20 protein-coding genes are annotated in these 24910 nt (G+C 46.2%); 9 read left to right on the top strand and 11 right to left on the bottom strand.

The window, feature by feature from the left end; translation table 11 throughout:
• Positions 1-52: 52 nt before the first annotated feature.
• The gene (locus M1D72_RS06720; RefSeq protein ID WP_456295615.1) at positions 53-748 is read left to right on the top strand and encodes a sulfite exporter TauE/SafE family protein; all 696 of its coding nucleotides are present in this window, start codon (positions 53-55) and stop codon (positions 746-748) included.
• Between the two features lie 100 nt (positions 749-848).
• Complete coding sequence (locus M1D72_RS06715) at positions 849-1271, top strand: YccF domain-containing protein (protein WP_390192350.1); 423 nt, start codon at positions 849-851, stop codon at positions 1269-1271.
• A 49-nt stretch (positions 1272-1320) separates the two neighbouring features.
• Here the strand turns inward: M1D72_RS06715 and M1D72_RS06710 are convergent, their stop codons facing one another.
• Complete coding sequence (locus M1D72_RS06710; RefSeq protein ID WP_456295016.1) at positions 1321-2187, bottom strand: glycerol kinase; 867 nt, start codon at positions 2185-2187, stop codon at positions 1321-1323.
• Between the two features lie 120 nt (positions 2188-2307).
• Complete coding sequence (gene glgX / locus M1D72_RS06705; RefSeq protein WP_456295015.1) at positions 2308-4275, bottom strand: glycogen debranching protein GlgX; 1968 nt, start codon at positions 4273-4275, stop codon at positions 2308-2310.
• Between the two features lie 463 nt (positions 4276-4738).
• Here glgX and lamB point away from each other — a divergent pair, with 463 nt between their 5' ends.
• Both lamB and M1D72_RS06695 read left to right on the top strand, forming a co-directional pair.
• Complete coding sequence (lamB, locus tag M1D72_RS06700) at positions 4739-5959, top strand: maltoporin LamB (RefSeq protein WP_456295014.1); 1221 nt, start codon at positions 4739-4741, stop codon at positions 5957-5959.
• Between the two features lie 112 nt (positions 5960-6071).
• On the top strand, positions 6072-6911 hold the full coding sequence (locus M1D72_RS06695) for a MalM family protein (RefSeq protein WP_390192343.1): 840 nt from the start codon (positions 6072-6074) through the stop codon (positions 6909-6911).
• A 46-nt stretch (positions 6912-6957) separates the two neighbouring features.
• Here M1D72_RS06695 and malZ read toward each other — a convergent pair whose 3' ends face one another.
• From malZ to nagB, 3 genes are all read right to left on the bottom strand, one after another.
• Entirely contained in the window at positions 6958-8811 is a 1854-nt protein-coding gene (gene malZ, locus M1D72_RS06690; protein WP_456295013.1) for a maltodextrin glucosidase, read from the bottom strand.
• Positions 8808-10595 (bottom strand): alpha-amylase family protein, encoded by a 1788-nt coding sequence (locus M1D72_RS06685; RefSeq protein ID WP_456295012.1) that lies wholly within the window; start codon positions 10593-10595, stop codon positions 8808-8810. The genes malZ and M1D72_RS06685 overlap by 4 nt, the downstream gene beginning before the upstream one ends.
• A 178-nt stretch (positions 10596-10773) precedes the next feature.
• Complete coding sequence (nagB, locus tag M1D72_RS06680) at positions 10774-11574, bottom strand: glucosamine-6-phosphate deaminase (RefSeq protein ID WP_390192336.1); 801 nt, start codon at positions 11572-11574, stop codon at positions 10774-10776.
• A 440-nt stretch (positions 11575-12014) separates the two neighbouring features.
• Here nagB and M1D72_RS06675 point away from each other — a divergent pair, with 440 nt between their 5' ends.
• The gene (locus tag M1D72_RS06675) at positions 12015-13211 is read left to right on the top strand and encodes a tetratricopeptide repeat protein (RefSeq protein ID WP_456295011.1); all 1197 of its coding nucleotides are present in this window, start codon (positions 12015-12017) and stop codon (positions 13209-13211) included.
• Positions 13212-13286: 75 nt separating this feature from the next.
• Here the strand turns inward: M1D72_RS06675 and sstT are convergent, their stop codons facing one another.
• From sstT to M1D72_RS06650, 5 genes are all read right to left on the bottom strand, one after another.
• A complete protein-coding gene (gene sstT / locus M1D72_RS06670) occupies positions 13287-14498 on the bottom strand; it encodes a serine/threonine transporter SstT (RefSeq protein WP_390192331.1) in 1212 nt (403 codons plus the stop codon).
• A gap of 305 nt (positions 14499-14803) precedes the next feature.
• A complete protein-coding gene (locus M1D72_RS06665) occupies positions 14804-15301 on the bottom strand; it encodes a copper chaperone PCu(A)C (protein WP_456295010.1) in 498 nt (165 codons plus the stop codon).
• Positions 15302-15341: 40 nt separating this feature from the next.
• On the bottom strand, positions 15342-15956 hold the full coding sequence (locus M1D72_RS06660; RefSeq protein ID WP_390192326.1) for an SCO family protein: 615 nt from the start codon (positions 15954-15956) through the stop codon (positions 15342-15344).
• Positions 15953-16381 (bottom strand): hypothetical protein, encoded by a 429-nt coding sequence (locus tag M1D72_RS06655; protein ID WP_456295009.1) that lies wholly within the window; start codon positions 16379-16381, stop codon positions 15953-15955. The genes M1D72_RS06660 and M1D72_RS06655 overlap by 4 nt, the downstream gene beginning before the upstream one ends.
• Positions 16382-16532: 151 nt before the next feature.
• Positions 16533-17165 carry a DUF2057 family protein gene (locus M1D72_RS06650; RefSeq protein WP_456295008.1) on the bottom strand — a complete coding sequence of 211 codons (633 nt, stop codon included), beginning with the start codon at positions 17163-17165 and terminating at the stop codon, positions 16533-16535.
• A gap of 488 nt (positions 17166-17653) precedes the next feature.
• On the opposite strand from M1D72_RS06650, the gene M1D72_RS06645 reads away from it, so the two are divergent.
• The 4 genes from M1D72_RS06645 (at position 17654) to M1D72_RS06630 (ending at position 22412) form a co-directional block, all read left to right on the top strand.
• Positions 17654-20197 carry a glycosyl hydrolase family 18 protein gene (locus tag M1D72_RS06645; protein WP_456295007.1) on the top strand — a complete coding sequence of 848 codons (2544 nt, stop codon included), beginning with the start codon at positions 17654-17656 and terminating at the stop codon, positions 20195-20197.
• Between the two features lie 147 nt (positions 20198-20344).
• Entirely contained in the window at positions 20345-20713 is a 369-nt protein-coding gene (locus M1D72_RS06640) for a GntR family transcriptional regulator (RefSeq protein ID WP_390192317.1), read from the top strand.
• On the top strand, positions 20713-21585 hold the full coding sequence (locus M1D72_RS06635; RefSeq protein WP_456295006.1) for an ABC transporter ATP-binding protein: 873 nt from the start codon (positions 20713-20715) through the stop codon (positions 21583-21585). Before M1D72_RS06640 ends, M1D72_RS06635 begins: the two co-directional genes overlap by 1 nt.
• The gene (locus tag M1D72_RS06630; RefSeq protein ID WP_456295005.1) at positions 21582-22412 is read left to right on the top strand and encodes a hypothetical protein; all 831 of its coding nucleotides are present in this window, start codon (positions 21582-21584) and stop codon (positions 22410-22412) included. Before M1D72_RS06635 ends, M1D72_RS06630 begins: the two co-directional genes overlap by 4 nt.
• A gap of 45 nt (positions 22413-22457) precedes the next feature.
• On the opposite strand, the gene M1D72_RS06625 is transcribed toward M1D72_RS06630, so the two are convergent.
• A complete protein-coding gene (locus M1D72_RS06625; RefSeq protein WP_456295614.1) occupies positions 22458-24902 on the bottom strand; it encodes a molybdopterin guanine dinucleotide-containing S/N-oxide reductase in 2445 nt (814 codons plus the stop codon).
• Positions 24903-24910: the final 8 nt, after the last annotated feature.

Raw genomic sequence — 24910 nt, 5'->3', positions numbered from 1 at the left:
TAGTTGAGGAATATGTGTGTCTGATTGGCTAAGCTCGCAGGCGTTAATCGCCATGTTTTTGATTTTTCTCGGATCATTTGTTCAAACCGCGATTGGGTTTGGTTTGGCGGTGGTGGCTGCGCCACTGCTGTTTATGGTTTCACCTGATTACGTTCCGGCACCCATTACCATGACGGCGCTATTTATTTCGTTGCTCAGTGCGCTGAGACATCGCGCCAGCGTTGAAATTGGTGGGCTAAAAATGGCCTTGATTGGACGTATTCCTGGCTCGATTGCTGGTGGCGTTCTGTTAGTTATGGTGTCGACTCAGCTGCTGTCTTTGTGGTTAGGGCTGCTGGTGTTGTTTGCTGTGGTAGTCAGTTTACTGCCATTTCGCGTTGAGCCAACACCGGCAAGAATGGCAGTCGCCGGATTTTTTTCAGGTTTCTTTGGGACCAGTTCGGCGATCGGTGGACCGCCAATGGCCTTGCTGCTACAACATCAAGAAGCCAATCAGCTGCGCGGTAATCTCTCGGCGTTTTTTGTGTTCAGTTCCATCATTTCACTGATCATCCAACTGCCTACTGGGTATCTCACCTTACATCATCTGTGGCTGACGATACCGTTAATTCCTGCGGCTTGGCTCGGATATAAATTGGCCATTCTTACCACGCAAAGTTTACCGAAAGAAAAAATTCGCGCAGGGGCGTTGCTATTATGTCTAGTAAGTGGTGCCACTGCAGTCTATAACGGGGTGATTCAGTATTAGGGAGCGAGTTTTTAAGGTTTTTGGTCAAAATATGACACCGCGTTTACCTTGTAGGTCGAGCAGTCACGCATGATAGGCGAATAATAAGACGGGAGCAGATATGCGTACGATTGGAAATATAATTTGGTTCTTGTGCGGCGGCGTGGTCATGGGGCTGTTGTGGTGGATGTTTGGTTTGTTAGCGTTTATTAGCATCATTGGTATTCCTTGGGGGAAATCATGCTTTGTTATCGGGACCTTTTCATTCTTTCCGTTTGGCAAAGAAGCGATTTCTCGGAGTGAGTTAACCAATCAATTGGATATTGGTACTAGCCCTGTGGGGTTTATCGGTAACGTGATTTGGTTCTTACTGGCTGGGATTTGGCTGGCGATTGGTCATATTGTCTCGGCGGTCGCTTGCTTTGTGACCATTATTGGTATTCCGTTTGCGTTGCAACATCTAAAGCTGGCGGCTATTTCACTTGCGCCTATCGGTAAAACGGTGGTCTCAAAAGAGCGTGCTGGCGCGGCGCGTTTTCGCTGAGTAGGTTAATGGTTTTTTGGGGGCCCTTGTGCTTGAGCGCAAGGGCTTTTTAATACGCGCGAATCCCGTATCGGCGAAGGCGTTTTGGCAGCACTTCGTCGAGTTGATGCACTTCTTGCTCACTCACTTCAATGAGCGCAAAGTTATGTTGGTGATATACATCTCGAATTTGCTGACGTTGAGACTCGGTTTGCGCGCCATGCGCTTCGCTCCAGTACTGCAAGTACACTTTTCCTGCCGGTAAATAAAAGTCGCAAACCATATCATCTTCAATCGGCAATTGGCGCGCGTATGCGTGAACAATACCATTTACGTATAGCCAATTATCGATCAGCAATTCCCCCACGGTTCGCACATAGTGGCCATCCAAGGTTCGGTGCTTGGCTTCAAACTTTTGTCGAAAGCTTGAAATGGATTTATCTGTCGCGTGCAGCTCGGCGTCTTGACCAAGAAACTCGGTTACCGATTGTTTAAAGCGTTTATTTTTAATGATCGAATCGTGCCAAACGATAAAATAGTTTTGTGAAGTTTTATCTTGTTTCTGTTGCCCACCAACACTGGCACCGAGTTGGGTTAATTGCCAGCCGTGTTCTCCCTTTTCCATCCAACCTAATTCATTGAGTAACTGATTGACTTTTTTCGCGTTGAGCTTGAGGCGCTCACCAATTTGCGTCGCGGTTAGATGGGGTTGCGCTGTGTGATCAAGATCGATGATGAGATTCGCTGGCCAGGCAATGAATTGACCAAATTTTTTATGCTGAGCATATTCTCCCCCCATTTTTGTTCCAAGCGGTGTGAGTAGCCACTGTTCTTGATAGCGATTGATATAGCCCGCGTTGGCTAACGTCTCAAACAGTTGCTTTGCTGAAATACCACGCTGCTTAGCGAGCGCTGAGGTGGAGAGTTTATTCACCATAAAAGCTCAAAAGTTGAAAAGTAATGCGCCATTGTTTCCCACTTTTATCATTGAATACAAATTTAGAGCGCACGATCTTTGAGCCATCTTCCGTTTCCAATGGCTCAAAGTCTGGTGGGGTTATTCATCACTTGTGGTCGAGTGGTAGAAAATCGCCATTGACTCGGGGGCGATTAATACTTGCTTGTGATCAATGGTTTGATGGACATTATGATGATCGGTATGGCATATCATTACCCATTCTTGTTCTGTCTCATCGGGAAGCGTGAATCGGGCGGGCGCTTTGGTTTGATTAATGCAGTAAAAAAGTTCATCGCCTGCTTCATCGATCCCCATATGCAGGGCGACAGAGCTTAAACGGTTCCAGTCGTCATGTTGCATGATTTCGCCGTTTACTCGCCGCCAGTAGATTCGATTGTTATTTCGCCTTTCGCCGCTAAAGGCTTGGATAAATGGCACCATATACTCTTGCCTTGCCACGACCATTTCCGCAACCCATTGCTTAAACGCCTCTTTACGTGGCGTCATTTCCCAGCTCAACCAGCTCAGTTCGTTATCTTGGCAGTAGGCGTTATTGTTGCCTTGTTGAGTGTGGGACAGTAAGTCAGCGGTCAAAATATGTGGAATTCCGAACGAGAACAGTAAGCTCGCCATAAAATTGCGTTTTTGCTTTTCTCGTTTGGCGATGATAGCGGAATTATCTGTTGGCCCTTCGACGCCATAGTTATGCGAGCGATTATCCCCGTGCCCGTCTCGATTTTGCTCACCGTTCGCTTCATTATGCTTATGTTTGTAGCTGACAAGGTCTTGCATACAAAAACCGTCATGATAGGTGATGTAGTTGACCGTCATACGAAATGGCCAACAAGCGGCGCTGTAGAGATCGCGAGAGCCCATTAAACGAGTCGCAAATTCCTTTAGATAGCCTTGATCGCCTCGCCAAAAGCTGCGAGTTATATCGCGAAGACGGTCATTGCATTCATTCCATCCGAAAGGAAAGTTACCAACCTGATAGCCATTTGGCCCGATATCCCAAGGTTCTGCGATCAATTTAACCTGTTTCAGTACTGGATCCTGAGCCACGGCTTTAAAGAAAGCAGAATTGCGATTGAAGTTGTCGCCTTCTCGACCCAGCGTTGCCGCTAAATCAAAACGAAACCCATCGATTTTATATTCGCTTACCCAGTGGCGTAGGGTGTCCATGACTAGGTTGAGCGAGGGTTGATAAGCGAGGTCGAGCGTATTACCACAGCCAGTGAAGTTAGCAAAATGTTCCCCGTGTTTGATGTAATACTCATCATCAAGCGCTTTAAGGTTGAATACCGGGCCGCCTTCTCCACCTTCTGCGGTATGGTTGTAGACCACATCCATGATGACTTCTATGTTGTTTCTATGCAGTTCTCGAATTGCGGTTTTTAACTCGTTAATCGCATCTTGGTCGGCATAACGAGGATCGGGCGCCATAAAGACATACGGGTTGTACCCCCAATAATTCACCATATCATTACTTAATAGGTGAGGTTCGTGCATACAGGCGGTAATGGGCAGCAGTTGCAGCGTATTGATGTTTTGTTCACGATAGAACCTCAGCATGGCTTCGCTGACCAGCCCCAGATAGCGTCCACGGTGTTGAGATTCGATATCAGGGTTAAGATTCGATACGCCTTTCACATGGGTTTCAAAGAGAATGACGTCATCAAGAGGACGACAGGGTTTTTCTACGCCTTGCCAATCAAACGTATCCTCGGTGACAACGCACTTGGCCAGTTCGAAGCTTTTCTGGGCATCAAACGGTGGAATATAATGTAGAGCGCTATCAAGCGCTTTGGCGTAAGGGTCAGCGAGGTAGTAGAGTTCGTCATCAACTTCGAGTACGTAACCATATCGTGTTCCCGGCTTAATGTTTTCAAGATAGGTGTAGCGAACCCCTGCGTACTCTTCGGTGAGCGGGTAGCTTTGATAGCCGTTGTCTTGATCAAAAATGGCCAGAGAGAGCGAGGTTTTCTTTGGCGCATGAATCGAAAAATTACACCCGTGCTTGTCGAGTGTGGCACCTAAAGGAAAAGGGCGAGCGCACTGCATAGTCATTGATTGTCGTTTCTTCTTTTTAACTTATTAAATACTAAGTAAAAGGCTTGATGTGATTTCGGTCAAGCGCCCTAGAGGATATTTTTCAGTGTAATTTTATTTCATTTTAGGGACATAAAAGCTGAAAAAAGTGAGCCGATTATCACTTTGTCGCTTAAAACCTGATCATCAAGCCAGATCCTCCGCCTCAAATTTGTGATTGGCCCCTTAAAAAGCAGGTTAGCGCTTTTTTCTCCTCCTTTCTCATCCCCCTCAAATTAGTTTTGGGTGGAGGAAGTCAGCCATCTACTCCTTGGGTAATCTTTCCTACGTCGAAACAAAATACGAGCAACTTGTTACCATGTGACTTGATGCTCCGTCTTACCACTCATGTTGTTGTCTCTTCATTTCTGCCTTTATGAAGCGATGGTCAATGAGTCGAAATGCGCAAGATAAAAAATAAAAGCCCTATATGGAGTTTAAAATGAAAAAAGTAAGTGTAATTGCTGCCGCAGTGGCCGCTACTCTCGCTGCAGGTTCTGCGTTCGCAGTGGATTTTAATGGTTATTTCCGCGCTGGTACGGGTATCAGTGGTAATGGCGAAGGCGATGTGGCATTTCAAAAAAATGCCATTGGTCGTTTGGGTAACGAGAACGACAACTACTATGAGTTCGGCTTTTCAGAAGAGCTAAAGACCGGTGAGCAAACTTGGAAAGTTGAATCCATGATTGCCCAAGGTAACGATGGCGCTGCAGGTTGGGAAGACGGTGATTTCAACGTTGCTCAATTTAATGTTCAAGCTAAAGGATTACTGGCCAATGATAAAGATGCGGTTCTTTGGGCGGGTAAACGTTACTATCAACGTAAAGATATTCATATCACAGACTTCTATTTCTTGAACACCTCTGGTACCGGTGGTGGTATCGAAAACCTATCTATCGGCGACCAAAAACTATCTTTGGCTCTTTTACAAGATGGTAAAGTCAACGATGGAGACTCAGTCAAAGAGGAAGATAAACGATATTCAACTGGTTATATATTCGATGCACGTTTAGCAAATATTAATCTTTGGGATGACGCATCTTTAGAGTTAGCTGTTGCTTACAACTTTGCCACAGATAAAGATGGAGAAAATGAAGCTGCTGATGATGGCGTTTTAGGTACTGCCATTTTACATCAAGGCCTTAGCAATGGTTTTAACCAAACCGTGTTCCAATATGGTACAAATGGCTATGGTGCGCAAATTGCAGACTTTGGTTCTGGTGCTTGGTATTCGCGTGGTAGTGATGCTTTAAATGAGGCCAGTGCATTCCGTATCATCAACTGGGGTGTGGTTAACTTTGGTCCTTCGTGGGAAGTTGGCCATCAACTTTCATACCACCACGGTATGGATCTTGTTTCCGGCTTAGCTGATTCAGACATGTTTACGGCTGTTGTGCGTCCAATGTACAAATGGAATGATACAATGAGAACCATTGCCGAAGTGGGATACTTTAGCGCTGAAGTAAAAGAAGGAAGTGTTAAAGAAAAAGCAGGCGGCAGTAAACTGACTCTAGCTCAAGCTTGGGCAATGGGTGATAGCTTCTGGTCACGTCCTGAATTACGAGTATACGGCTCTTATATCACAGATGATGAAGGTACAACCTTCGGTGATAAAGGAGATTCGGATTTTGTTGTTGGTGTACAAGTAGAAGCGTGGTGGTAATCCACAAAAAGTCCTAAATAAATTAAGTCCATAGTGTAAATAGCCGACTTATGTCGGCTATTTTTTTAAAGGTTTATGAGAGCCTTTAAAAAAATAACAAAGGAAACACTCTATGTATTTACGCGCTTTACTTTTAGGGGGCTGTATCGCCCTAACAGGCTGCCAATCTGCTTCAGTTGTTGAGCAACAGCCAGCAACGTCTTCTCAAGCCTCTCGTATTTCTCAGTTATCGGCAACACAAGTAAAGTTACCGAGTGTCACCCGAGTGGCGATTACCGCTAATACCCAGTATTTGAACAATCAAACCATTGATAGCCCGGTGGCGGTATTTGCGATTCCTGCTGACCGCGGTCGCATGTCACTGACGATCACTAGTGAAATAAAAGATTCAGTATTTTACCCTTATGCAATGATCACTGATGAACAAGGTCAGGTGATTGAGCAATACGATGACAGCAGTTTTGAATATGTGAAGCCACGCCTGAATCTCGGTAACCGTTTAGTGGCGGATATCGATTTCTTCCCGCCTCGTGGTTATCAAACCTTGTACTTAGTGGTTTATACCAAGAAGTCTGATTTAGATGGCTCTACCGGAGTGATTCATCCTGCACGATTGGATGCAGAAGCTCGTGGTAACTATATGCCAGAAATGAAAGATATTCCGGTTCCGCACAGCTTAACGGGCACCATCGAGCTTGAGGTCGCTGGACCAAGCTTTTTCTCATCATTGACGAGTAATGACAACGCAGAGCAAAACGTTACGTCTAGTGACCAAGCTCAGCGCGCAGTGGAAGCCGTACAACCTGATACTCAAAGCTACTACACCAATGCCATCACTCAAGCGGTTAAAGAAAACAACTTGCCGAAAGCCCTTGGTTTGCTGGACGAAGCCAAAGCGCTAGGTGTAGAGGGCGCGCAGGAAGTGTTTATTAAAGCCGTGAACAGCAAATAAGCCGTTAAACACTCAATGAAAGCTCCCAAATGTGGGAGCTTTTTTTTTACCCGCAAAAAGGGTGTGAAGTCAAAATCCTAAACTGCTGCGCGTCTATGGTGATGGTGAGTTCACCGTCACAAACCGTCATAGGCGCACCATCTGTGAAGTCGTAGAACTGGCTATGCTCTGATCCCGTTTGCCATATTGGCGCACGGAAAGTGGCGGGGCTTTGGCTAACATTCATCGCAAACACAACCATTTGCGAACCGAGGTGGCGTGCAAATACAATGCCTTGCGATGATTGATTCAGCCACTGAAAATCGCCTTGCTGCAGCGCAGCGCAGTGTTTACGCAGTGTCATTAAGCGTTGGAAAAACGGAAGGTGTTCCGAGGTTTCTACTTGATGCCAAGGCATGCAGCGGCGGTTGTCTGGGTCGTCGCTTCCTTCCAGCCCCACTTCGGTTCCGTAATACAAACAAGGCGTGCCAACGTAGGTAAATAAAAACGCCGCAGCGATATGGAATCGAGCTTTATCACCATTAACCATGGTCATAAACCGGCGTGTGTCGTGACTGTCTAATTGGTTGAGCTGAGCTAATTGATTTTGCCAAGGAATGCTAGCGCGAGCTTGGTCGAGCCAAGTGCAGAATTCGCCAACATCAATTTCGATTGGATCCCAACTGACATCGATATTAGCTAACAAGGCGCGAAGCGGATGGGCAAATCCGAAATAGTTCATTGAGCCATCTTCTTGATCGCCTTGTAACCACTGGGTGGCTTCAAAAAAGTGCTCACCGAGGATATAACAGTCCGGGTTGACTTGCTTGGCAGAGTGACGGAATGCTTTGACGTAGTGAGCATTGTTTTTGGCGCCTGAGCCTTCTCCGAGCATATGGATAACATCAAAGCGCCAACCATCAACATGATACGGTGCGCGCAACCAGTGCTTGATAACGGAATCATCGGACTGATAAATCGTGTCACGGACTTGCTGATTTTGGAAGTTTAATACTGGGAGCGAGTCGATACCTTTCCAACCAATGTAATGATTCGTATCACCTTCAAAAAAGTAATAATCGCGGTAAGGTGAACTTGGGGATTGATACGCGCCAGCTGTGGTTTGTTTTCCCGGTTTATCAAACCAAGGATGTTCGGTAGACGTATGGTTAAAGACCGCATCGAGCATAACCTTCATGCCGCGCTGATGAACGGTTGTACACAGCGAGGCAAACTGCTCATTGCCACCAAGGTGCGAGTCAACGTGGTAGTAATCGGTGGTGTCGTATTTGTGGTTACTGGGCGCTGAGAATATCGGGTTAAGATAAAGTGCAGTCACGCCCAGTTGTTGTAGATACTCGATTTTTTGTTCCACGCCAAACAGATCACCACCATAAAACTCACTGGCCCCACTATTATCGTGCCCACCAACCGGCTCTTCCCAGGCTTTTTGTAGTGATGGTTTTCCACTGAGTAATTGATATTCGCCACTTTTTACGCTGATTTCTGGTTTTCCGTTGGCAAAGCGATCAGGGAAGATTTGATAAAAAATTTGGCTTTTTACCCAGTTTGGCGGCTGGTGGGCAGCGTTATATTTAAAGTGGTATACGCGTGAAGGAATACGGCGGTTAATACCTTGCCCCGTTAGCCAAAATTGTTGGATTCCGACCATCGCTTTGAAGCTGTAATGAGTGAGGTCGCTGTCAGTGTTAAGTGCAATCGTTGCCTGCCAGTAGATGAGCGTAGACGTCTTTTTTAATACCGACATCTCAACCAGATACTCTTCATTATCTGGCTCATGGCGAACATAAATATGATCGTATTGATCTTGTGCTGAAGTGGCAAGAGTCAGAGTGAGCGAGCCTTGTTGGCGTTGTACCCAAAATTCGCTCTGACCATGATAGAGAAACGGAAACGTCATGCGGGCTCCTTAATCAGTTCTAGATAGCCACAAAACAGTGGCGTAAATTCGACGCTTACACAGACGCCGTCGTGGTTTAGATGCAGTGGATAACGCACGTCGTTCAGCTGGTCATACAGGTACAGGCCATCACTGTTTTGTGGCCAATGTTTGACGAGCGTCTGTGGAAGAGAAAGATTGATGCGTTTTGAATGTTGGTGGTCAAAATTGACCGCAATAATCACAATTTGCGAAGGCGCTGAGCGGGCAAACGCAAACAGGCGATGCTGCAATTCATCAAACTGTGCGTAATTAGCCGCATAAAGGTCATGATAATCGCCCTGCATTGCCGGAGATTGAAGCGTCAGATTTAATAATCGTTGATAAAACTGCCGAAGTTCAAGCTCATTGTGATTAAGGAGGCCGCCATCAAATCGTCCTTGGTTCATCCATCTTTGGTGATGAGGAACACCCACGTAATCAAAAATCGAGGTTCTTGATGGTTGACCAAAACCTGCATTTTCATTTGCAGGCTCTCCTACTTCTTGTCCGAAATAGATAAGCATCGCTGCTGGGGAGAGCGTGCAAGCCACTAACATGGCGGGGCAAGCACGCTTGGCATCTCCAGCAAATGCCGGCGAAGCAATACGCTGTTCGTCGTGATTTTCTAAGAAATTGACAAAATGCGCGGCCATCTTACGTTGCTGCGATTCTAAGGCGCCGATTTGAGATGTGGAGGCGGTGCCTTGGACAATTGAACGTAATAGGTCATAGAGCCCCACCTTGTTGTAGAGATAATCCATTTTGCCCAGCCCAATATAATCCTCATAGCGATCGGGCTGATAGATTTCGGCTATCAGTACGGTATCAGCGCGCTGGGTTTTTATTAAGCTGTTGAGGTAGCTCCAAAATTCAACGGGCACCATCTCTGCCATATCAAAACGAAATCCATCAACACCTTGAGCGAGCCAGTAACATACGATATCAGCAAATTTGTACCATGAATCTGGCAGCGACTGCTTGTCCCAAAACGCGAGGTGTTGAGCGTAAGAGCGGTGCCGAAACGCATCGTCCAATGGCGTGAAATCTTGGCTGCCATCGGGCTTAATACCATAGTTAATCTTGACCGTTTCAAACCAGTCATCAAAGCTTGGCTGAGCGCGCGCTGCGCCATTACCTGTCCATTTGGCGGGCTCTTCTTTGAAAGGTACGTTGAGCTGAGAATGCGCTTCGCCGCCAGAAGGCCGATAATGCTTTGGAAATTCAGGCAGCTGAAACGCTTCACCAGGCAGATAGTAGAAGTTGTTATCACGTTGATAAGCGACAGAAGTGTCGTCGTTATGACCAAAATCAACAACGTGCTGTGGATTATTCAGGCCTTGATAACAGCGCGCCACGTGGTTGGGCACAATGTCGATGATGACTTTTAATCCTGCTTGATGCGTACGCTCTATCAGTTGACTGAATTCTTGATTTCGCTGCGCGGGGTTATCGGCTAAATCAGGATCGACAGAGTAGTAGTCTTTGATCGCATAGGGCGAGCCTGCACGTCCTTTGACTATTGCAGGGTGGTCATTCGTAATCCCAAAACGTTGGTAATCACTGGTGGTGGCATGGTGAAGGACTCCGGTGTACCAAATATGCGTAATGCCAAGCGCTTTAATTTGCTCAAGTGCACACGGCGTAAAATCACTGAATTTTCCCACGCCATTTTGTTTCAACGTACCCCAAGAATGGTTGTGGGTCTGAGTGTTACCAAATAAGCGAGTAAAGACTTGGTAAATATGACATTTTCCAGATTGCATCACGCGCCTCCCTGCTAAGCTTTCTTTCTAGCCTAGTTGAGGTTGACGAGAATAAGCTCATCCTTAAATGGTGAATCAGGGGCGTAGTCGAGAAAAATGTGACTTTAATCGAGACAAAAAATAAAGGTCGCGTTTACAACGCGACCTTTAAAGAAGCAACAAGTCCTAGATAAGACCGTTAGAAGCCAACGATATTTTGCGCTTCGAGTTCAGAGAAATATTTGACCGTTTTGACTTTCAGCTCTTGCGTGGCGGGCTCGTCACACACCATGACTGACTTGGGATGTAATTGCAGGGCGGTAACGGTCCATAAATGATTAACACTCCCTTCCACAGCAGCTTGCAGGGCTTGGGCTTTATTGTGACCCGTCACCAGAATGAGCACTTCTTCCGCGTCAAGCAAAGTACCCACACCGATGGTCAATGCGTATTTGGGCACCTGAGAAATATCGCCATCAAAGAATCGAGAGTTTGCAATACGAGTGTCGTGAGTTAGTGTTTTGATACGAGTGCGCGAAGCGAGTGAGGAACCGGGTTCGTTAAACGCGATATGTCCGTCATTACCGACGCCGCCCATAAACAAGTTAATTTTGCCATAAGACTTCATTTTTGCTTCGTAATTACGGCACTCTTCATCGTGGTCATCCGTATTGCCATTGAGCAAGTTAACGTTTTGCTCTTGGATATCTACGTGATTAAAGAAGTTATTAAACATGAATGAACGGTAAGACTCAGGGTGATCAGCAGGCAAACCGACATATTCATCCATGTTAAAGGTGACGACATGTTTGAAGCTAACTTCACCAGCATTATATAGCTCTATCAACGCTTTATAGGTCGTTAGCGGAGTGCCACCTGTTGGTAGCCCGAGAACAAATGGACGTTCGGCAGTAGGGTTGAATTCGTTGATGCGACGCGCGATATATGCCGCGGACCACTTACCTACTTGCTCGGCATTATTTAACGGGATAAGTCTCATGTTTTGCCTCTAATTCTTTATCGTGTTCAAATAGTGTTGTTATTTTTCATTATAAAATAAGTTAATCAGCACAGCCATTGTTTTTGGTCAAATTTTCTGATTTTCGTTCAATTGAGATAATCTCATCGCAATTTTACGCTTTCATGAAACCAGAATAAGCGATTATTTTACGTGGATTGTTGTGTAATTTTACTTCTAAAATTAAGGCCTTGTCGCAGCGATCATGTTAACCAACTAAACTTTAGATTTGGATAGCCGCCTTCTAGTACGATATGTCTAACAGTTCGCACTGAATGCCTAGATTTATTAATACGGTAGAAGCGCAACACACAAAGTGCTCACTTGCGCTTTGAACTAACGCTTTTTATTAATCAATTAGGGCTCAAATTATTGGCTAAACGGCCGATAAACAATCTATTGAAGAGATGCAAGTATAACGAATGGATATTATTGGAATGGCGATAGGTGCAGCAGGGTTAACATTGCTTTCAATGTTTGCCTGGATGCTTGTGCTTTCGTTACGTAAAAAACGCCTAGAAGAAGAGCGTAAAGAGCGTGAAATAGCTTACCGAAAAGCGATAGAAAAACACCGCAAAAAAGAGCATGAAGAGCGTTTAGTCAAAGCGGAAAATGGCCATGTTCCAACGATTCTATTTCTGGCTAAAGAAGCCGAACGCACCAATATTCGTGAAGCCCTTCATTGGTATGGAAAAGCCGCAGCACTTGATAATGTGACTGGCATGTACGGTATCGTGCGTATTAGCGCCAAAATGAGTGATGACATGGTGCTGAAAGAGCAAGCAAAATATTGGAAAACGTGCATTGCTGCCATGGAAGGAAATCTTGAAAAGAAATATCAAATGGGCCAAGCGCTCTATTCTGGACGTGGGGTCGCCCAAGATGTTGTAAAAGCCCTTGAGGTGATCACAGAAGCGGCAGAACGTGGGCACGTTGAATCGATGTTATTCTTGGGTGATTGGTTTCGCTCGCAAGAAAACTCGGCCCCAGACCCTAAATTATCACTTCAATGGTATAAACGGGCTGCAGCGATGAAGAGTAACCCCGGGCGCATGAAATATGGCCTCAATTTTCTACAAGGGGTGGGCGCTGCGGTGGACTTCAAACGCGGTGTCTATTGGCTTGAACGCGCCGCAGAAAAAGGCCACACCGAAGCCATGTATCAAGCTGGCGAAGCATGGATTGACCAAGGGCCGCATGGTAATGCGCTCGCGTATATCTGGTTATTTATGGCGGCGCAACTGGGGCATGTTAAATCACGTCGCAGCCGTGACCAAGTCGCGTTAACCATTGGCGTAGATACAGTAGTCGGACTTCAGGCACTTTCCAAACCTATGCTCAGAAAGTTGCGGGAAAATAAGGTGAACAAACATGCTTTGATTCGAGCTTTAAACCGTTTATACAAACGCGATATTCCTCTTTATGAAAGCTCGCCGTTAACAGAGCAAGATGAGTTGATGCAGGGCGGTGAACAGGTCGTCGCCGATGCCCAGCAAGTTGAGGATATACTGGAAGAGACCAATCAACAATCGACGAATTCAAACCAAGAAAAAGAGCAAGAAGATAAATCTAAACTCGATTTTTCTAATACTTCAATGGATAAACCAAACCCTAGCTAACTTGGTGTCTGGCGGGGTTTCGCCAATAAAAAAGGCTCGTTAAACAACGAGCCTTTTTTATTTTTACATTAAGAATTAGCTTTTTTGTACTGACTTACATACCGCAGCGGTAAATACCACGTCGGTAGAGCTGTTCAGTGCAGTTTCTGCTGAATCCTGAATCACACCAATAATAAAGCCGACCGCGACCACTTGCATGGCGACTTCGTTATTAATGCCAAATAACCCACACGCAAGAGGGATCAACAGCAGTGAGCCGCCTGCAACGCCAGAGGCACCACACGCTGAGACTGCAGCAATAATGCTCAGCAAAATCGCAGTCAGAATATCAATCTCAACACCGAGCGTATGTACAGCCGCGAGCGTCAAGACGGTGATGGTAATTGCTGCACCAGCCATGTTAATCGTTGCGCCCAGTGGAATCGACACAGAATATGTATCTTCATCCAGATCAAGCTTTTCACACAGGTTCATGTTGACAGGAATGTTGGCAGCACTTGAACGCGTGAAGAAAGCAGTGACACCACTTTCACGCAGACATTGGAACACCAATGGGTATGGGTTAGTGCCTAGCTTGATGTAAACGATCAGTGGGTTGACCACAAGCGCAATGATCAGCATCGCTCCAAGCAGTACCGCCAACAGATGGGCGTAACCCGCTAGAGCGGAGAAACCTGTCGTTGCCAAGGTGGAGGCAACAAGGCCAAAAATACCAAATGGCGCAAGACGGATGATGAAGCGAACAATTTGTGATACGCCATGGCTAAGGTCTTCAAAAACAGATTTGGTGGTCGCGGATGCATGATGAAGTGCTAAACCCAAACCAATAGCCCAAGCCAAAATACCGATGTAGTTAGCATTCATTAACGCACTCACTGGGTTATCGACGAGCTTAAACAGCAATGTATTAAGCACTTCTGCAATACCTTGTGGCGGTGTTGTACCCTGAGCTCCAGCAACCAAAGTCAACTCGGTTGGGAACAAAAAGCTCAGTACCACGGCCGTGAGCGCGGCACTGAAGGTGCCAATCAAGTACAGAACAATGATTGGGCGCATATTAGTATGCTGGTTTTTCTTCTGATTCGCGATAGAAGCAGCCACTAAAATGAAGACCAAAATAGGAGCGACCGCTTTTAAAGCGCCAACAAATAGGCTACCAAGTAACCCGGCGTTTTGTGCAGATTCTGGAGATAAAGTCGCCAGTATGACCCCGAGAAGGATACCAGCGAGTATTTGCAAAACGAGGTTACCTCGTGCAAATCGGGCAAAAATATTGTTGCGTTGCATTAGAATTATTCCTGAAGTGAATAGTTTCTCGATTTCTTGTTATCAAAGCCTTTTATGACTAAGGCTGCTAATACTATCGTGCTGAAATAATGTGTCTAGATGTAGGTATAAATTAGTGGGAAAAATTATTTAATATGAGGCATCTTGATTCATTTCACTGTCAAGTTGTTACTTTATGACCATTAATATTACTCACTGATTTGGTGGGATATTTTATTATTAAGCGCGCTTAAAGTGACAAAAGCCGCCAATCATGACATTGGCGGCTTTATTGCTATTGGTTGGTGCAGTGACGTCGCGGGTGACTAGTGCTGCATATCCATTTTGCTATGATCCATGTCTTTACCATGAGCCATGTTGTGGTTCATGCTCATGCCTGCCATTACTTTTTTGACGGGCGCTTGGAACTGGTACTTTTCACCGTTAGCGAACGTTAGGGTCACATTGAGGGTTTGGCCTTCTTTAAGAGGATGCTTTAAATCAAACATCATAATGTGATGTCCGCCGGGTTTGAGTGGTAACTTACCATTGGCGGGAATGACAAAGGTGTCCACATGGCGCATTTTCATCATTTCGCCATTCATGATCACATCATGCAGTTCTGATTTTCCTGCAGCATCAACACTCACCGAAACGATATTTCGGGCGCGATCTCCACTATTGTGAATGTTACCAAACACCGCGCTCGTCACTGCTGTTGGGGGCGTCGCGCGTGCGTAGGTATCTTGAGTGGTAATTTCTGCGTTGGCAAATGCCAACGGCGCGGCAACAAGGCTGCTAAGTAGAAAAGCTTTAAGCTTCATCGAATTATCCTTTATAAATAATGTGTTGAGCGAATTGGGATTATTCAGTGATGGTTTTAATGGCGTCAATAATCGGTGCAGGTGTTAGCGTATGCGGCACTTTGGTGATCATCGAACCATCGGGTTTTAGAAAATAGAAATAGGAGCTGTGATCCAGAGTGTATTCAAGTTCAGAGTCTTTTAGCTCTGTTTTTCGAAAAATAACCCCATATTTATGAGCTAGGGGAGTGGTCACATCAAGCGGTGCCGATAATCCTTCGATCTGCTTATGGAAGTACTGCGCATACTCATAAGAGGCTTGGGCATTATCACGTTCGGGATCAAGAGAAATAAACACTGGGCGGATTTTGGCAATGGTATCGGCATCAAGCTGATTGAGCGCACCCGCTAACATGGCGAGTGACGTCGGGCAGACATCCGGACAACGAGTAAAACCAAAATAAACAATGCGAACTCGGGTGTCATTCGGGTCGAACAAGTCGACTGGCTGGTTGTCTTTACCATATAAAACAACGTTACCGTCATCTTGCGCTTGCTTATCCGAGGTCTTCGTTTCTTGTGCTGATTTATTGTCTGGCTGCGTCTCGAGATAGTTGTAAACTCCAAACCCCAAAGCAAATGCAACGACTAATATCAACGACCAATTTTTACTCATCTTTTCATCCTAATCGCGGTCTTAACAGAGCTTGAACCATCACTGAGCTCCCCAACCCAAGTCATTTCGTCACTGGTGCACACCGGCAAAATCACTTCACCTTGGAATTGGTCACCAGAGGTTCGGTTCAAGATAAACTTTACTTTTCCCATCTCCATTTCACGGCCTTCAAGTGTCAATAATAGTTGCTTGGCAGCGGTGTCGACCCAAGTGACAGAAAGTTGAGATGGAATTAAGGGGTGTACCGTATCTGAATTTGCTTTGATGGTCACGTTTTGTTGTACGCACGTTTGGCTTGATACCACGCAGTAATCATCCAGAGCCTTAAGGTCGGTGGGTTGAACAGGGGCGTTGAACCATTTTGCGGCGATAAAACCGGCGCTAAGCGCAAGTAACACTGAACCAAATTTTATGAGGTTTGACATGGGGTTAGTATCAAATGAGCGTAAAGTTAGATGTTACCACACTCAGGTTGTAACATCTGATAATTTGTGGTTGAAATGAGCGCCCATTCAAATTGTAAAAATTTGCATATAGGCGCGGGTAAATAAGGGATTATTGCTTGAAATTAGAGCATTATTGTTGGTTAACGAAGGCCTTAAATTTTGCTTTGGTTTCAGCATCCGCTCGTTGGTACCAAAAATGCAGCATTTCTTCTGCATTATTTGTGGTGTCTGCCGGAGTTTGATTCGTTGCAACTGAGGGTTGTGACTGTCCTATACTCAGCGCGGCAATACCCCCTTTGGCATTATAGGCTTTCGCTTCACTTGGGTAGTCTCGACCCAGCTGAACCCCTTTTTTGATTAGCTTGTCTTGGTTAACTTCAACCGCCGCGCCAGACTGGTCAACTAACTGCCATTGCAGATTATCCATGTGCTCTTGTGCTTGTTGCTGATTTTGATAATCAGGCAGTTCAAAGTTCAATTCGCTGTCGGATGACTTGAATGTCGCGATAATCGCATCACTTTCTACTACGATGCGATCATTTCCCTGGCTAAAATAAGATTTATAACGAAAGACGATTTGGTTTTCGCCATCTGGCAGGGTTACGGTGTTGGATGACGAAAAAAAACCACCCGAAATATCAGGCTTGGCTTCATTTGCGGCTAATAGATCGATGGTATCTGGAACCTGAATAGTGACAGCGGCCAAACTCGTAAAGCTCAGCGTACTTAATAACGTACCCAATACCATGTTTTTGAGTTTCATTTTCTTGTCCTAATTTGTTGACCCGAAAACAGAGTGCCGCGCTCACACGCAGTTTTCAACGTCTGTAAGTGAGAAGTCGGAAAATTTTATCATTAAGTCTTTAGTGTTCGTAACGATGATTTATTTTCTTCAAGAAAAAAGTATTGCCGATTGGTGGTTGTTATTGTGATTTAATCATCGGTATCGCATTGGAAACATAAGAAAAATTCAATCAATCCCTAAACGGCTTTAATGGCTAATGTTTTGATTTTTCGTTGATAGTGAGTCTACTTTGACAAACTCATTGTCAACTTTTTCGCTTTCTGACTCAAAGTAGCGGCAATGATGCAATTGAAACGTCGTGACGAGTTTTTTTTTCGTTTGACTCGAAAAAAGCTTTAATTTTTCGAGTCAAAAATAAAGTCTCTTAAATACTGGAGTGGATGGTCTTCAATATATCGAGTTGAGGAACAGGACAATTAACCACAAAAGGAATGAGAGATAACGATATGAATCGTATAACTTTATGCGCCGCAAGCGTCACGTTAGCGCTCTGTGGCAGTGCGCTGGCTGCTCCAGCCGTGCCAGCCATTGACCTCTACGAATCAAACAATCTTCAGTTTTCGAAAATCGATCTGGAGATGGAAGCCACGAGTGGCTACAAAAGTATGGTTACGTACCATGTCCAAGCCGACATCACACTCAAATTTAATCAGTGGAGCGGTGAACCCGGTGATACTTACCATATTTATTTCGATGGTCAGCAGGTCGCAACGGGACCAATTACTGGAACCACGACCACGGCGAGCTTTAGTTATGCCAATGGCGGGAAGTACCAAGTCATTGTTGAAGCCTGTGATGAAACTGGCTGTACCCAGAGTGCGCCGAGCGAGTTGGTGATTGCCGATACCGATGGTTCACACCTTGATCCCTTAGCGATGAACATCGATACAAATAATAAAACCTACACGACAGACCCGAATACGGTCGTTGGGGCTTACTTTGTTGAATGGGGCATTTATGGGCGTGATTATACGGTAGATAATATTCCCGCAGATAACTTAACGCATATTCTGTATGGATTTATCCCTATCTGTGGGCCTAACGAGTCAGTAAAATCGGTTGGCGGCAACAGTTATACTGCGCTGCAAACCGCTTGTCAGGGTGTTGATGATTACGAAGTCGTTGTCCATGATCCTTGGGCAGCTTTTCAGAAAAGTTTTCCGCAGGCTGGCCATGAGTACTCTACGCCGATCAAAGGGAACTATGCGATGTTAATGGCATTGAAACAGCGCAATCCAGAGTTAAAAATTATTCCATCCATTGGTGGCTGGACTCTGTCTGATCCTTTCTTTGATTTTACCACGAAAGCCAACCGTGACACCTTCGTTGCATCAGTAAAGGAATTTTTAACCACGTGGAAGTTTTATGATGGTGTGGATATTGATTGGGAATTTCCTGGTGGCGGTGGCGCTGCGCCGGATTTAGGGGATCCTGTGAACGATGGTCCTGCGTACGTTGCTCTGATGAGTGAGCTACGCGCAATGCTGGACGGGCTGCAAGCGCAAACTGGGCGTGAGTATGAGCTTACATCCGCGATTGGAGTAGGTTACGACAAGCTGGAAGATGTTGACTACGGTCAAGCCGCGCAATATATGGATTATATCTTTGCCATGACATATGACTTCTACGGTGGTTGGAATAACGTATTGGGTCATCAAACTGCGCTATATTGCGGCTCGTTTATGTTGCCAGGGCAGTGTGATGGTTCGGGTGTTGATGCACAAGGTGAACCGTTCAAAGGGCCCGCTTACACAACAGATAATGCGATTCAAATCTTACTTGGACAAGGGGTTCCAGCAAGCAAGTTAGTGGTTGGTGCGGCCATGTATGGTCGAGGTTGGCAAGGTGTGATGCCAACTTCTCTCGCCGATCCTACCGATCCAATGACGGGCGTAGGCAACGGAAAATTAACCGGAACCACCGAGCAAGGTGTTTGGGAAGACGGTGTTATCGATTATAAGGGCATCAAAGCCAATATGCTTGGGAGTAATAATAGCGGTATCAACGGTTTTGAATATGGTTACGATGAACTTGCGCAAGCGCCGTGGGTGTGGAACCAAAGTTCCGGTGAGTTGATTACGTTTGATGATGAACGCTCAATCAAAGCAAAAGGGGCTTATGTTCGTTCATTGGGGCTTGGCGGTTTGTTTGCATGGGAAATCGATGCCGATAATGGTGACATTCTTAACGCGATGCATGAAGGGTTGAATAGTACGCCGCCAGCAAATTATCCACCAATCGCCAAGGCTGGTGACGATCAAACTGTGACAGCCCCCGTCGAGGTTACGCTTGACGGCAGTCAGTCCAATGACCGTGATGGTGAGATTGTCAGCTATCGATGGACACAGATTTCCGGACCTTCCGTAACTTTGAGTTCAGAGAGCAGTGTGCTTACCAGTTTTAGCGTTTCGGAACTTGAACAAACACAAGTGTATGAGTTTGAGTTAACGGTGACCGATGACGATGGTAGCGTGGCTACTGACAGCGTGCTGATTCGTGTTAAACCACAAGGCAGTGAGCCTCAAAATACGCCACCTGTCGCCAGTGTGAGTGCTCCAGCATCTGTTTCCTCGGGTGATGTGGTCGTCGTCGATGCCTCGCAGTCAATGGACGCTGATGGTGATGCGTTAACCTACGTTTGGTCGATCCCGACAGGCGTCGATGCGACACAAAGCGGCGCGACATTAAGCTTTATCGCCGGTGATTACTCTCAAGAGACTGAACTGATGTTCAGCGTTACCGTTGATGATGGTGACCTTTCAGACAGTGCAACCACGATCGTCACTGTGATCGCGAGCGGTTCATCCACTGAATTGTGCGATAATTTATGGGATGCCACCCTCGCATACCCAACGCCAGGCACCCAAGTGACTTGGGATGGGGGAATCTGGCAAAACAAGTGGTACGCCAACCCGGGAGAGGATCCAAGTGAGTCGGGTCCATGGGGCGCATGGGAGCGTATTGGTGATGCGCAATGTGCCACTGAATAATCTTATCGATAAATAATGCCGTTAAACCTCGCGCTTGCCGCGGGGTTTTTTATTTTCTAAGTATCCGTTCTTTACGTTGAGTACTTGAAGTTGTTTTAGAGTTATGGTGTTATAGTTATATATAACACCATAATTTAAAGAGGCATCGTGAGCGATTGGAATGAGGATCTGCCGATCTTTCGGCAATTAGCCCTACGTGTGAGCGATCAAATTGCCCAAGGTGTCTGGGCAGATGGCGACGCGTTACCTTCGGTAAGAGCCGTCTCTGCCGATTTAAAAATTAACCATCTAACCGTACTAAAAGGTTATCAGCTGTTAGTGGATGATGGGTTAGTTGAAAAAAGGCGTGGGCAAGGTATGTTCGTTGCACCCGGCGCCCAAGCCAAATTAAAGGCTAAGCAAAAACAGCAATTTATTTCTGAACAAATACCCAAGATTCGTCGTACTCTGCGTCAGTTGGATATGCCTTTGGAAGAATTTATCTCGCGTCTTAAGCAAAATATTGAAGGTGAATAATGATGCCCGTGGTTCGTGTTCAACATCTGTCAAAAAACTATAGCGGGCGCCAGTCTGGACAAGGCGAAGCGCTCAACGATATCAGCTTTCATCTCGAGTCTGGTCAAGTGTTGGGATTGCTTGGGCACAATGGTGCAGGCAAATCAACATTGATAAAAAGCTTGTTGGGGGCTCAGCGTTATCAGGGAGAGATCGAAATTAATGGTTATGAGCCACTATCACAGCGGGCTCAGCTCATGAAAGGCGTCGCCTGTATTTCTGATGTCAGCGTATTACCGGATTGGATGAGAGTTGAGCAGCTACTGGAGTACATTGCTGGGGTTCATCCAAAATTTGACTCGTTACAAGCACAGCAGTTTCTTGCCAAAACGGACATCACACTCGCGAGTAAAGTTGGCCGATTATCCAAGGGTATGAAAGTTCAGCTGCATCTCGCAGTGGTGATTGCCACTGATGTGAATGTACTTATTTTGGACGAACCGACGCTTGGATTAGATTTGGTCTACCGGGACACGTTTTACCGCCATTTATTGCAATGGCTCGAAGAAGGTGAACGCACTTTGATTGTTGCCAGTCATGAGGTGCAAGATATTGAACATTTATTGACCGATGTGTTGATCCTAAAGCAAGGAAATGCCGTTTGGCAAAGTACGGTAGATGATATTCAGCACTCGCTGTTCGTACTTGACGCAAGTGATGAGCATAAAGCAGAGCTGCTAGCTTGCCAGCCTTTATATGTCGAGCAAGGGTTAGGGAGCAGTAAGTGGCTACTAAAGCGAACTTATCTAGAACAAGTTTCATCGCTTGGACGCGTACTTCCCGCTGGGTTGACGGAGTTATTCTTAGCGCTGCAAAAGGGGGCGGTATCGTGAATCAATATGTTGCGATGTTAAAAAAAGAGTGGATTGAATACCGTTACTTAGTTCGTATTCCACTGTGGAGTGGGTTATGTGCGCTAGCGCTGCTAGTCGCATTATTTATGAACACGGCATTGCAGGAAAATTTGCTGTTTGAGATGCGTTTTGGTGACGGGTTTACTCGAGATGGGCTAAGCCTTGGCAATGGGTTAAGTACTCTGACAACTGGCGCTGCTGCGCTGTTATCACTGCTAATCAGTACCATGTATTTTCCGAAAACATTACGTAAACCTCGCCAAGAGGGCAGTTTGATGTTCTGGCGAAGTATGCCCGTCAGTGACGCGCAAAATCATTTAGTTAAGTTAATTTTTGGCTTGGTCGTCATTCCCGCGGTGTGTGCGTGTCTTGTGCTTGGTGCGGATATTCTATTATGGCTAATGAATATGGTTTCAGGCCAACAGTTGACTTTGGCTCTTCCACAAGCGTCGTTAAGTTTTAGTCTTATCCATTGGCTCGGGTTTTTAGCTCGCATGCTCTGGGCGGGTGTGCTTATGGTACCACTGGTCTTTGTCGCACTTGCATTATCACAGCGCGTCAATTCGCCCATACTCATCATGTTTGTTGCCGTCTATGCCTTGAAGTGGGGGGCGATTGGTGTGTTCAATTACTATGGAGTGAGTGAATTTTTCTCTGCAGTGTTTGCGATTCCAATGCACATTATGTTCAGCGATAATCCGTTATCTGTGCTGTCCGAACTCTCTTGGCTCGCATGGGTTCTCTATATATTAATCGGTATCATTGCCGCTAGCGTAAGCCTGCAGTTGAGTAAAACGGTGGAATAAAAGCAGGCGATGGATAACCATCGCCTTTATCTTTTATGAGTATGTTCAACCATTCTCCGGTGGATCAAACGCGGTCAGTGGCAAGGGCTCACCTGAATACTTTTCTATTTTCACCAGCGCAGAGTTGGCTGCGCAGCCATTGGCAAGGCGTGATGTGGGAATGTCCAATGTCAGAACATTCGCTGCGCCGTTTTTACACAGGCCACTTTGTTTATCGAGATCTGGCCATCCGCCTTCATGGATACATACCGACCCCACTTTTATGCGGTTTGTGACGACGGCTCCGACCAAAACCTGCCCACGTTGATTGTAGGCGCGCACTAAATCTCCGTCTGCAATATTGCGCACTTTTGCATCATCTGGGTGAATCCAGATGGGTTCACGGTTCGCAACAGCGTATTGCTCGCGCAGTGATGCGTAGTTGAACTGGCTATGGAGACGGTCTGCTGCGTGCGCAGTCATTAATTGAAGTTCATCCGCTTGTGCGTTCCCGGTGTACTCGTCAGGTTCGAGCCATGTCGGATGGGCGGGACAGTCCTCGAGTTGGTAACCTGCAATGGTTTTGGAAGTGATTTCTATTTTTCCACTCGGGGTACCCAATGGGTTGACGACAGGGTCGTCTCGAAAATCTGCATAGCGCACAAACTGTGCACTTTTAGGGTTTTCGTTCATCTCAATCAGCTGATTATTGCGCCAAAAGGTGTCGAAGTTGGGCATAGGAACGCGCGCGGCGCGGCCACTTTTTTGCGCTGCGGTGTAAAACTCATATAGCCACTCCATCTCTGTTTTTCCCTCGGTGTAAACCTCATGCCCACCAGGTTTAATTAACTCGGCCATGTCGGCAAAAACATCAAAGTCACTTTTAGCTTCACCTTGAGGTTCAACGACTTGCTTCATCGGAACCAGATGTTGATTGCTGTAGTCACCCGTCATGGTTAAATCGTTACGTTCGAAGGAGGTGGTGATTGGCAAAACAATATCTGCGTGTTTGGCAGCGGCTGTCCAGTAAGGCTCGGAGATAACGACCAACTGAGGCTTTTGCCATGCAGCAATCAAACGATTGGTATCTTGATGGTGGGTAAAGTTAGCGCCGCCAGCCCACCAGATCATTTTAATATCGGGAAACGTAAGACGATGCCCATTATGCGAGTACTCTTTCCCCGGATTCTCTAACGCCTCAACAATGCGTGCGACCGGAAAACTTTGTACGGCGCCAGATACCGCCCAGTCGTTGCCCGCTGATGAGCCCCCACCCAGAGAAGCCGATATCGCGGGTAGAACACCAGCGTCTCGCGCTGGATTGCCACCGTTAGAGTAATGATAGGAAAGGCCAAAGCCGCCACCTGGTAAGCCAATTTGTCCCAGCATTGCGGCCAGTGTCACCAGCATCCAGTGGCGTTGCTCGCCATATTGCTGTCTTTGCATACCCCAACCAGACATTAACATGGTGCGGTTTTCAGAGAAAATCTCGGCCAGTAATCGCAACTGTTTGATGGGAAGGCCACAAATATTGGAGGCCCACTGAGCATTTTTCTCTATACCATCTTCTTCGCCCATGAGGTAGGCTTCAAACTCATCAAATCCTTGGGTATATTTTTCTAAGAAGGGTTTATTGTGCTTGTTACTCTTGATCAAAATATGGGCAATGCCCATCATCATTGCGACGTCCGTCATTGGATGAGGAGCGACCCAAGTCGCGTTATCACCAAAAAACTCGGCGGTTTCGGAACGAATCGGGTCGATGATAATGACGGTTTTACCAGACTGCTTAAGTTGATGGAAAAACTCGAGACCAGCGCAATCGGATGACGTCCACGCGATTTTTAGTGTATTGACAGGGTTAAGTCCCCATAGGACTACGACGTCGCTGCTTTCTAAAATCACGGGGTAGGTAGTTTGTTGTTCGTAGACTTCGATTGAGCCCACCACATGCGGCATAATGACTTGTGCTGCGCCAGTTGAATAATCGCCCAAATGGCCTGAATAGCCACCGGCCATGCTCATATAGCGTTGAAGCAAGGTTTGTGCTTTGTGCAAAATACCACTTGAGCGCCAGCCGTAAGAGCCGGCAAACACTGCCGATGGGCCATACTCTTTGCGAATGCGCATATGTTGCTGGTGGATCAATTGGTAAGCTTGATCCCACGATACGCGAACAAATTCATCATCACCTCGGCGTCCTTGAGGATCTTGTGGATTAGCAAGAAAACCTTTGCGAACCATTGGGTACTTAACTCGAGCCTTGGTATACACTTGGTCTGGCCCGGTCAGCTGTAAACTGTTGGGCATGGTTTGCGCCAGCGCATTTTTGCTGGCGACCAACTTACCATCTTTTACTTCACACAGTAGTGGTCCCATTCGTCCAGCGGTTAGTATGCCATTGCCTCGCTCTTCAGCCCCATGGGCTAAGGGGATAAATGTGTGAAAAGTGAGTGCTCCTGCCGTATAGCCTGTGGTTTTTAAAAACCGGCGACGTGAAATATCAGTCATCGTCATTC

The organism is Vibrio sp. AK197 (genome assembly GCF_053903115.1).
This window is presented reverse-complemented; position numbering and strand designations above follow the sequence as displayed.

Excerpts from the sequence above, each read along its gene's own strand:
- M1D72_RS06720 (WP_456295615.1), top strand. The coding sequence starts at position 53 with ATGTTTTTGATTTTTCTCGGATCATTTGTTCAAACCGCGATTGGGTTT.
- M1D72_RS06715 (WP_390192350.1), top strand. The coding sequence starts at position 849 with ATGCGTACGATTGGAAATATAATTTGGTTCTTGTGCGGCGGCGTGGTC.
- M1D72_RS06710 (WP_456295016.1), bottom strand. The coding sequence starts at position 2,187 with ATGGTGAATAAACTCTCCACCTCAGCGCTCGCTAAGCAGCGTGGTATT.
- glgX (WP_456295015.1), bottom strand. The coding sequence starts at position 4,275 with ATGACTATGCAGTGCGCTCGCCCTTTTCCTTTAGGTGCCACACTCGAC.
- lamB (WP_456295014.1), top strand. The coding sequence starts at position 4,739 with ATGAAAAAAGTAAGTGTAATTGCTGCCGCAGTGGCCGCTACTCTCGCT.
- M1D72_RS06695 (WP_390192343.1), top strand. The coding sequence starts at position 6,072 with ATGTATTTACGCGCTTTACTTTTAGGGGGCTGTATCGCCCTAACAGGC.
- malZ (WP_456295013.1), bottom strand. The coding sequence starts at position 8,811 with ATGACGTTTCCGTTTCTCTATCATGGTCAGAGCGAATTTTGGGTACAA.
- M1D72_RS06685 (WP_456295012.1), bottom strand. The coding sequence starts at position 10,595 with ATGCAATCTGGAAAATGTCATATTTACCAAGTCTTTACTCGCTTATTT.
- nagB (WP_390192336.1), bottom strand. The coding sequence starts at position 11,574 with ATGAGACTTATCCCGTTAAATAATGCCGAGCAAGTAGGTAAGTGGTCC.
- M1D72_RS06675 (WP_456295011.1), top strand. The coding sequence starts at position 12,015 with ATGGATATTATTGGAATGGCGATAGGTGCAGCAGGGTTAACATTGCTT.
- sstT (WP_390192331.1), bottom strand. The coding sequence starts at position 14,498 with ATGCAACGCAACAATATTTTTGCCCGATTTGCACGAGGTAACCTCGTT.
- M1D72_RS06665 (WP_456295010.1), bottom strand. The coding sequence starts at position 15,301 with ATGAAGCTTAAAGCTTTTCTACTTAGCAGCCTTGTTGCCGCGCCGTTG.
- M1D72_RS06660 (WP_390192326.1), bottom strand. The coding sequence starts at position 15,956 with ATGAGTAAAAATTGGTCGTTGATATTAGTCGTTGCATTTGCTTTGGGG.
- M1D72_RS06655 (WP_456295009.1), bottom strand. The coding sequence starts at position 16,381 with ATGTCAAACCTCATAAAATTTGGTTCAGTGTTACTTGCGCTTAGCGCC.
- M1D72_RS06650 (WP_456295008.1), bottom strand. The coding sequence starts at position 17,165 with ATGAAACTCAAAAACATGGTATTGGGTACGTTATTAAGTACGCTGAGC.
- M1D72_RS06645 (WP_456295007.1), top strand. The coding sequence starts at position 17,654 with ATGAATCGTATAACTTTATGCGCCGCAAGCGTCACGTTAGCGCTCTGT.
- M1D72_RS06635 (WP_456295006.1), top strand. The coding sequence starts at position 20,713 with ATGATGCCCGTGGTTCGTGTTCAACATCTGTCAAAAAACTATAGCGGG.
- M1D72_RS06625 (WP_456295614.1), bottom strand. The coding sequence starts at position 24,902 with ATGACTGATATTTCACGTCGCCGGTTTTTAAAAACCACAGGCTATACG.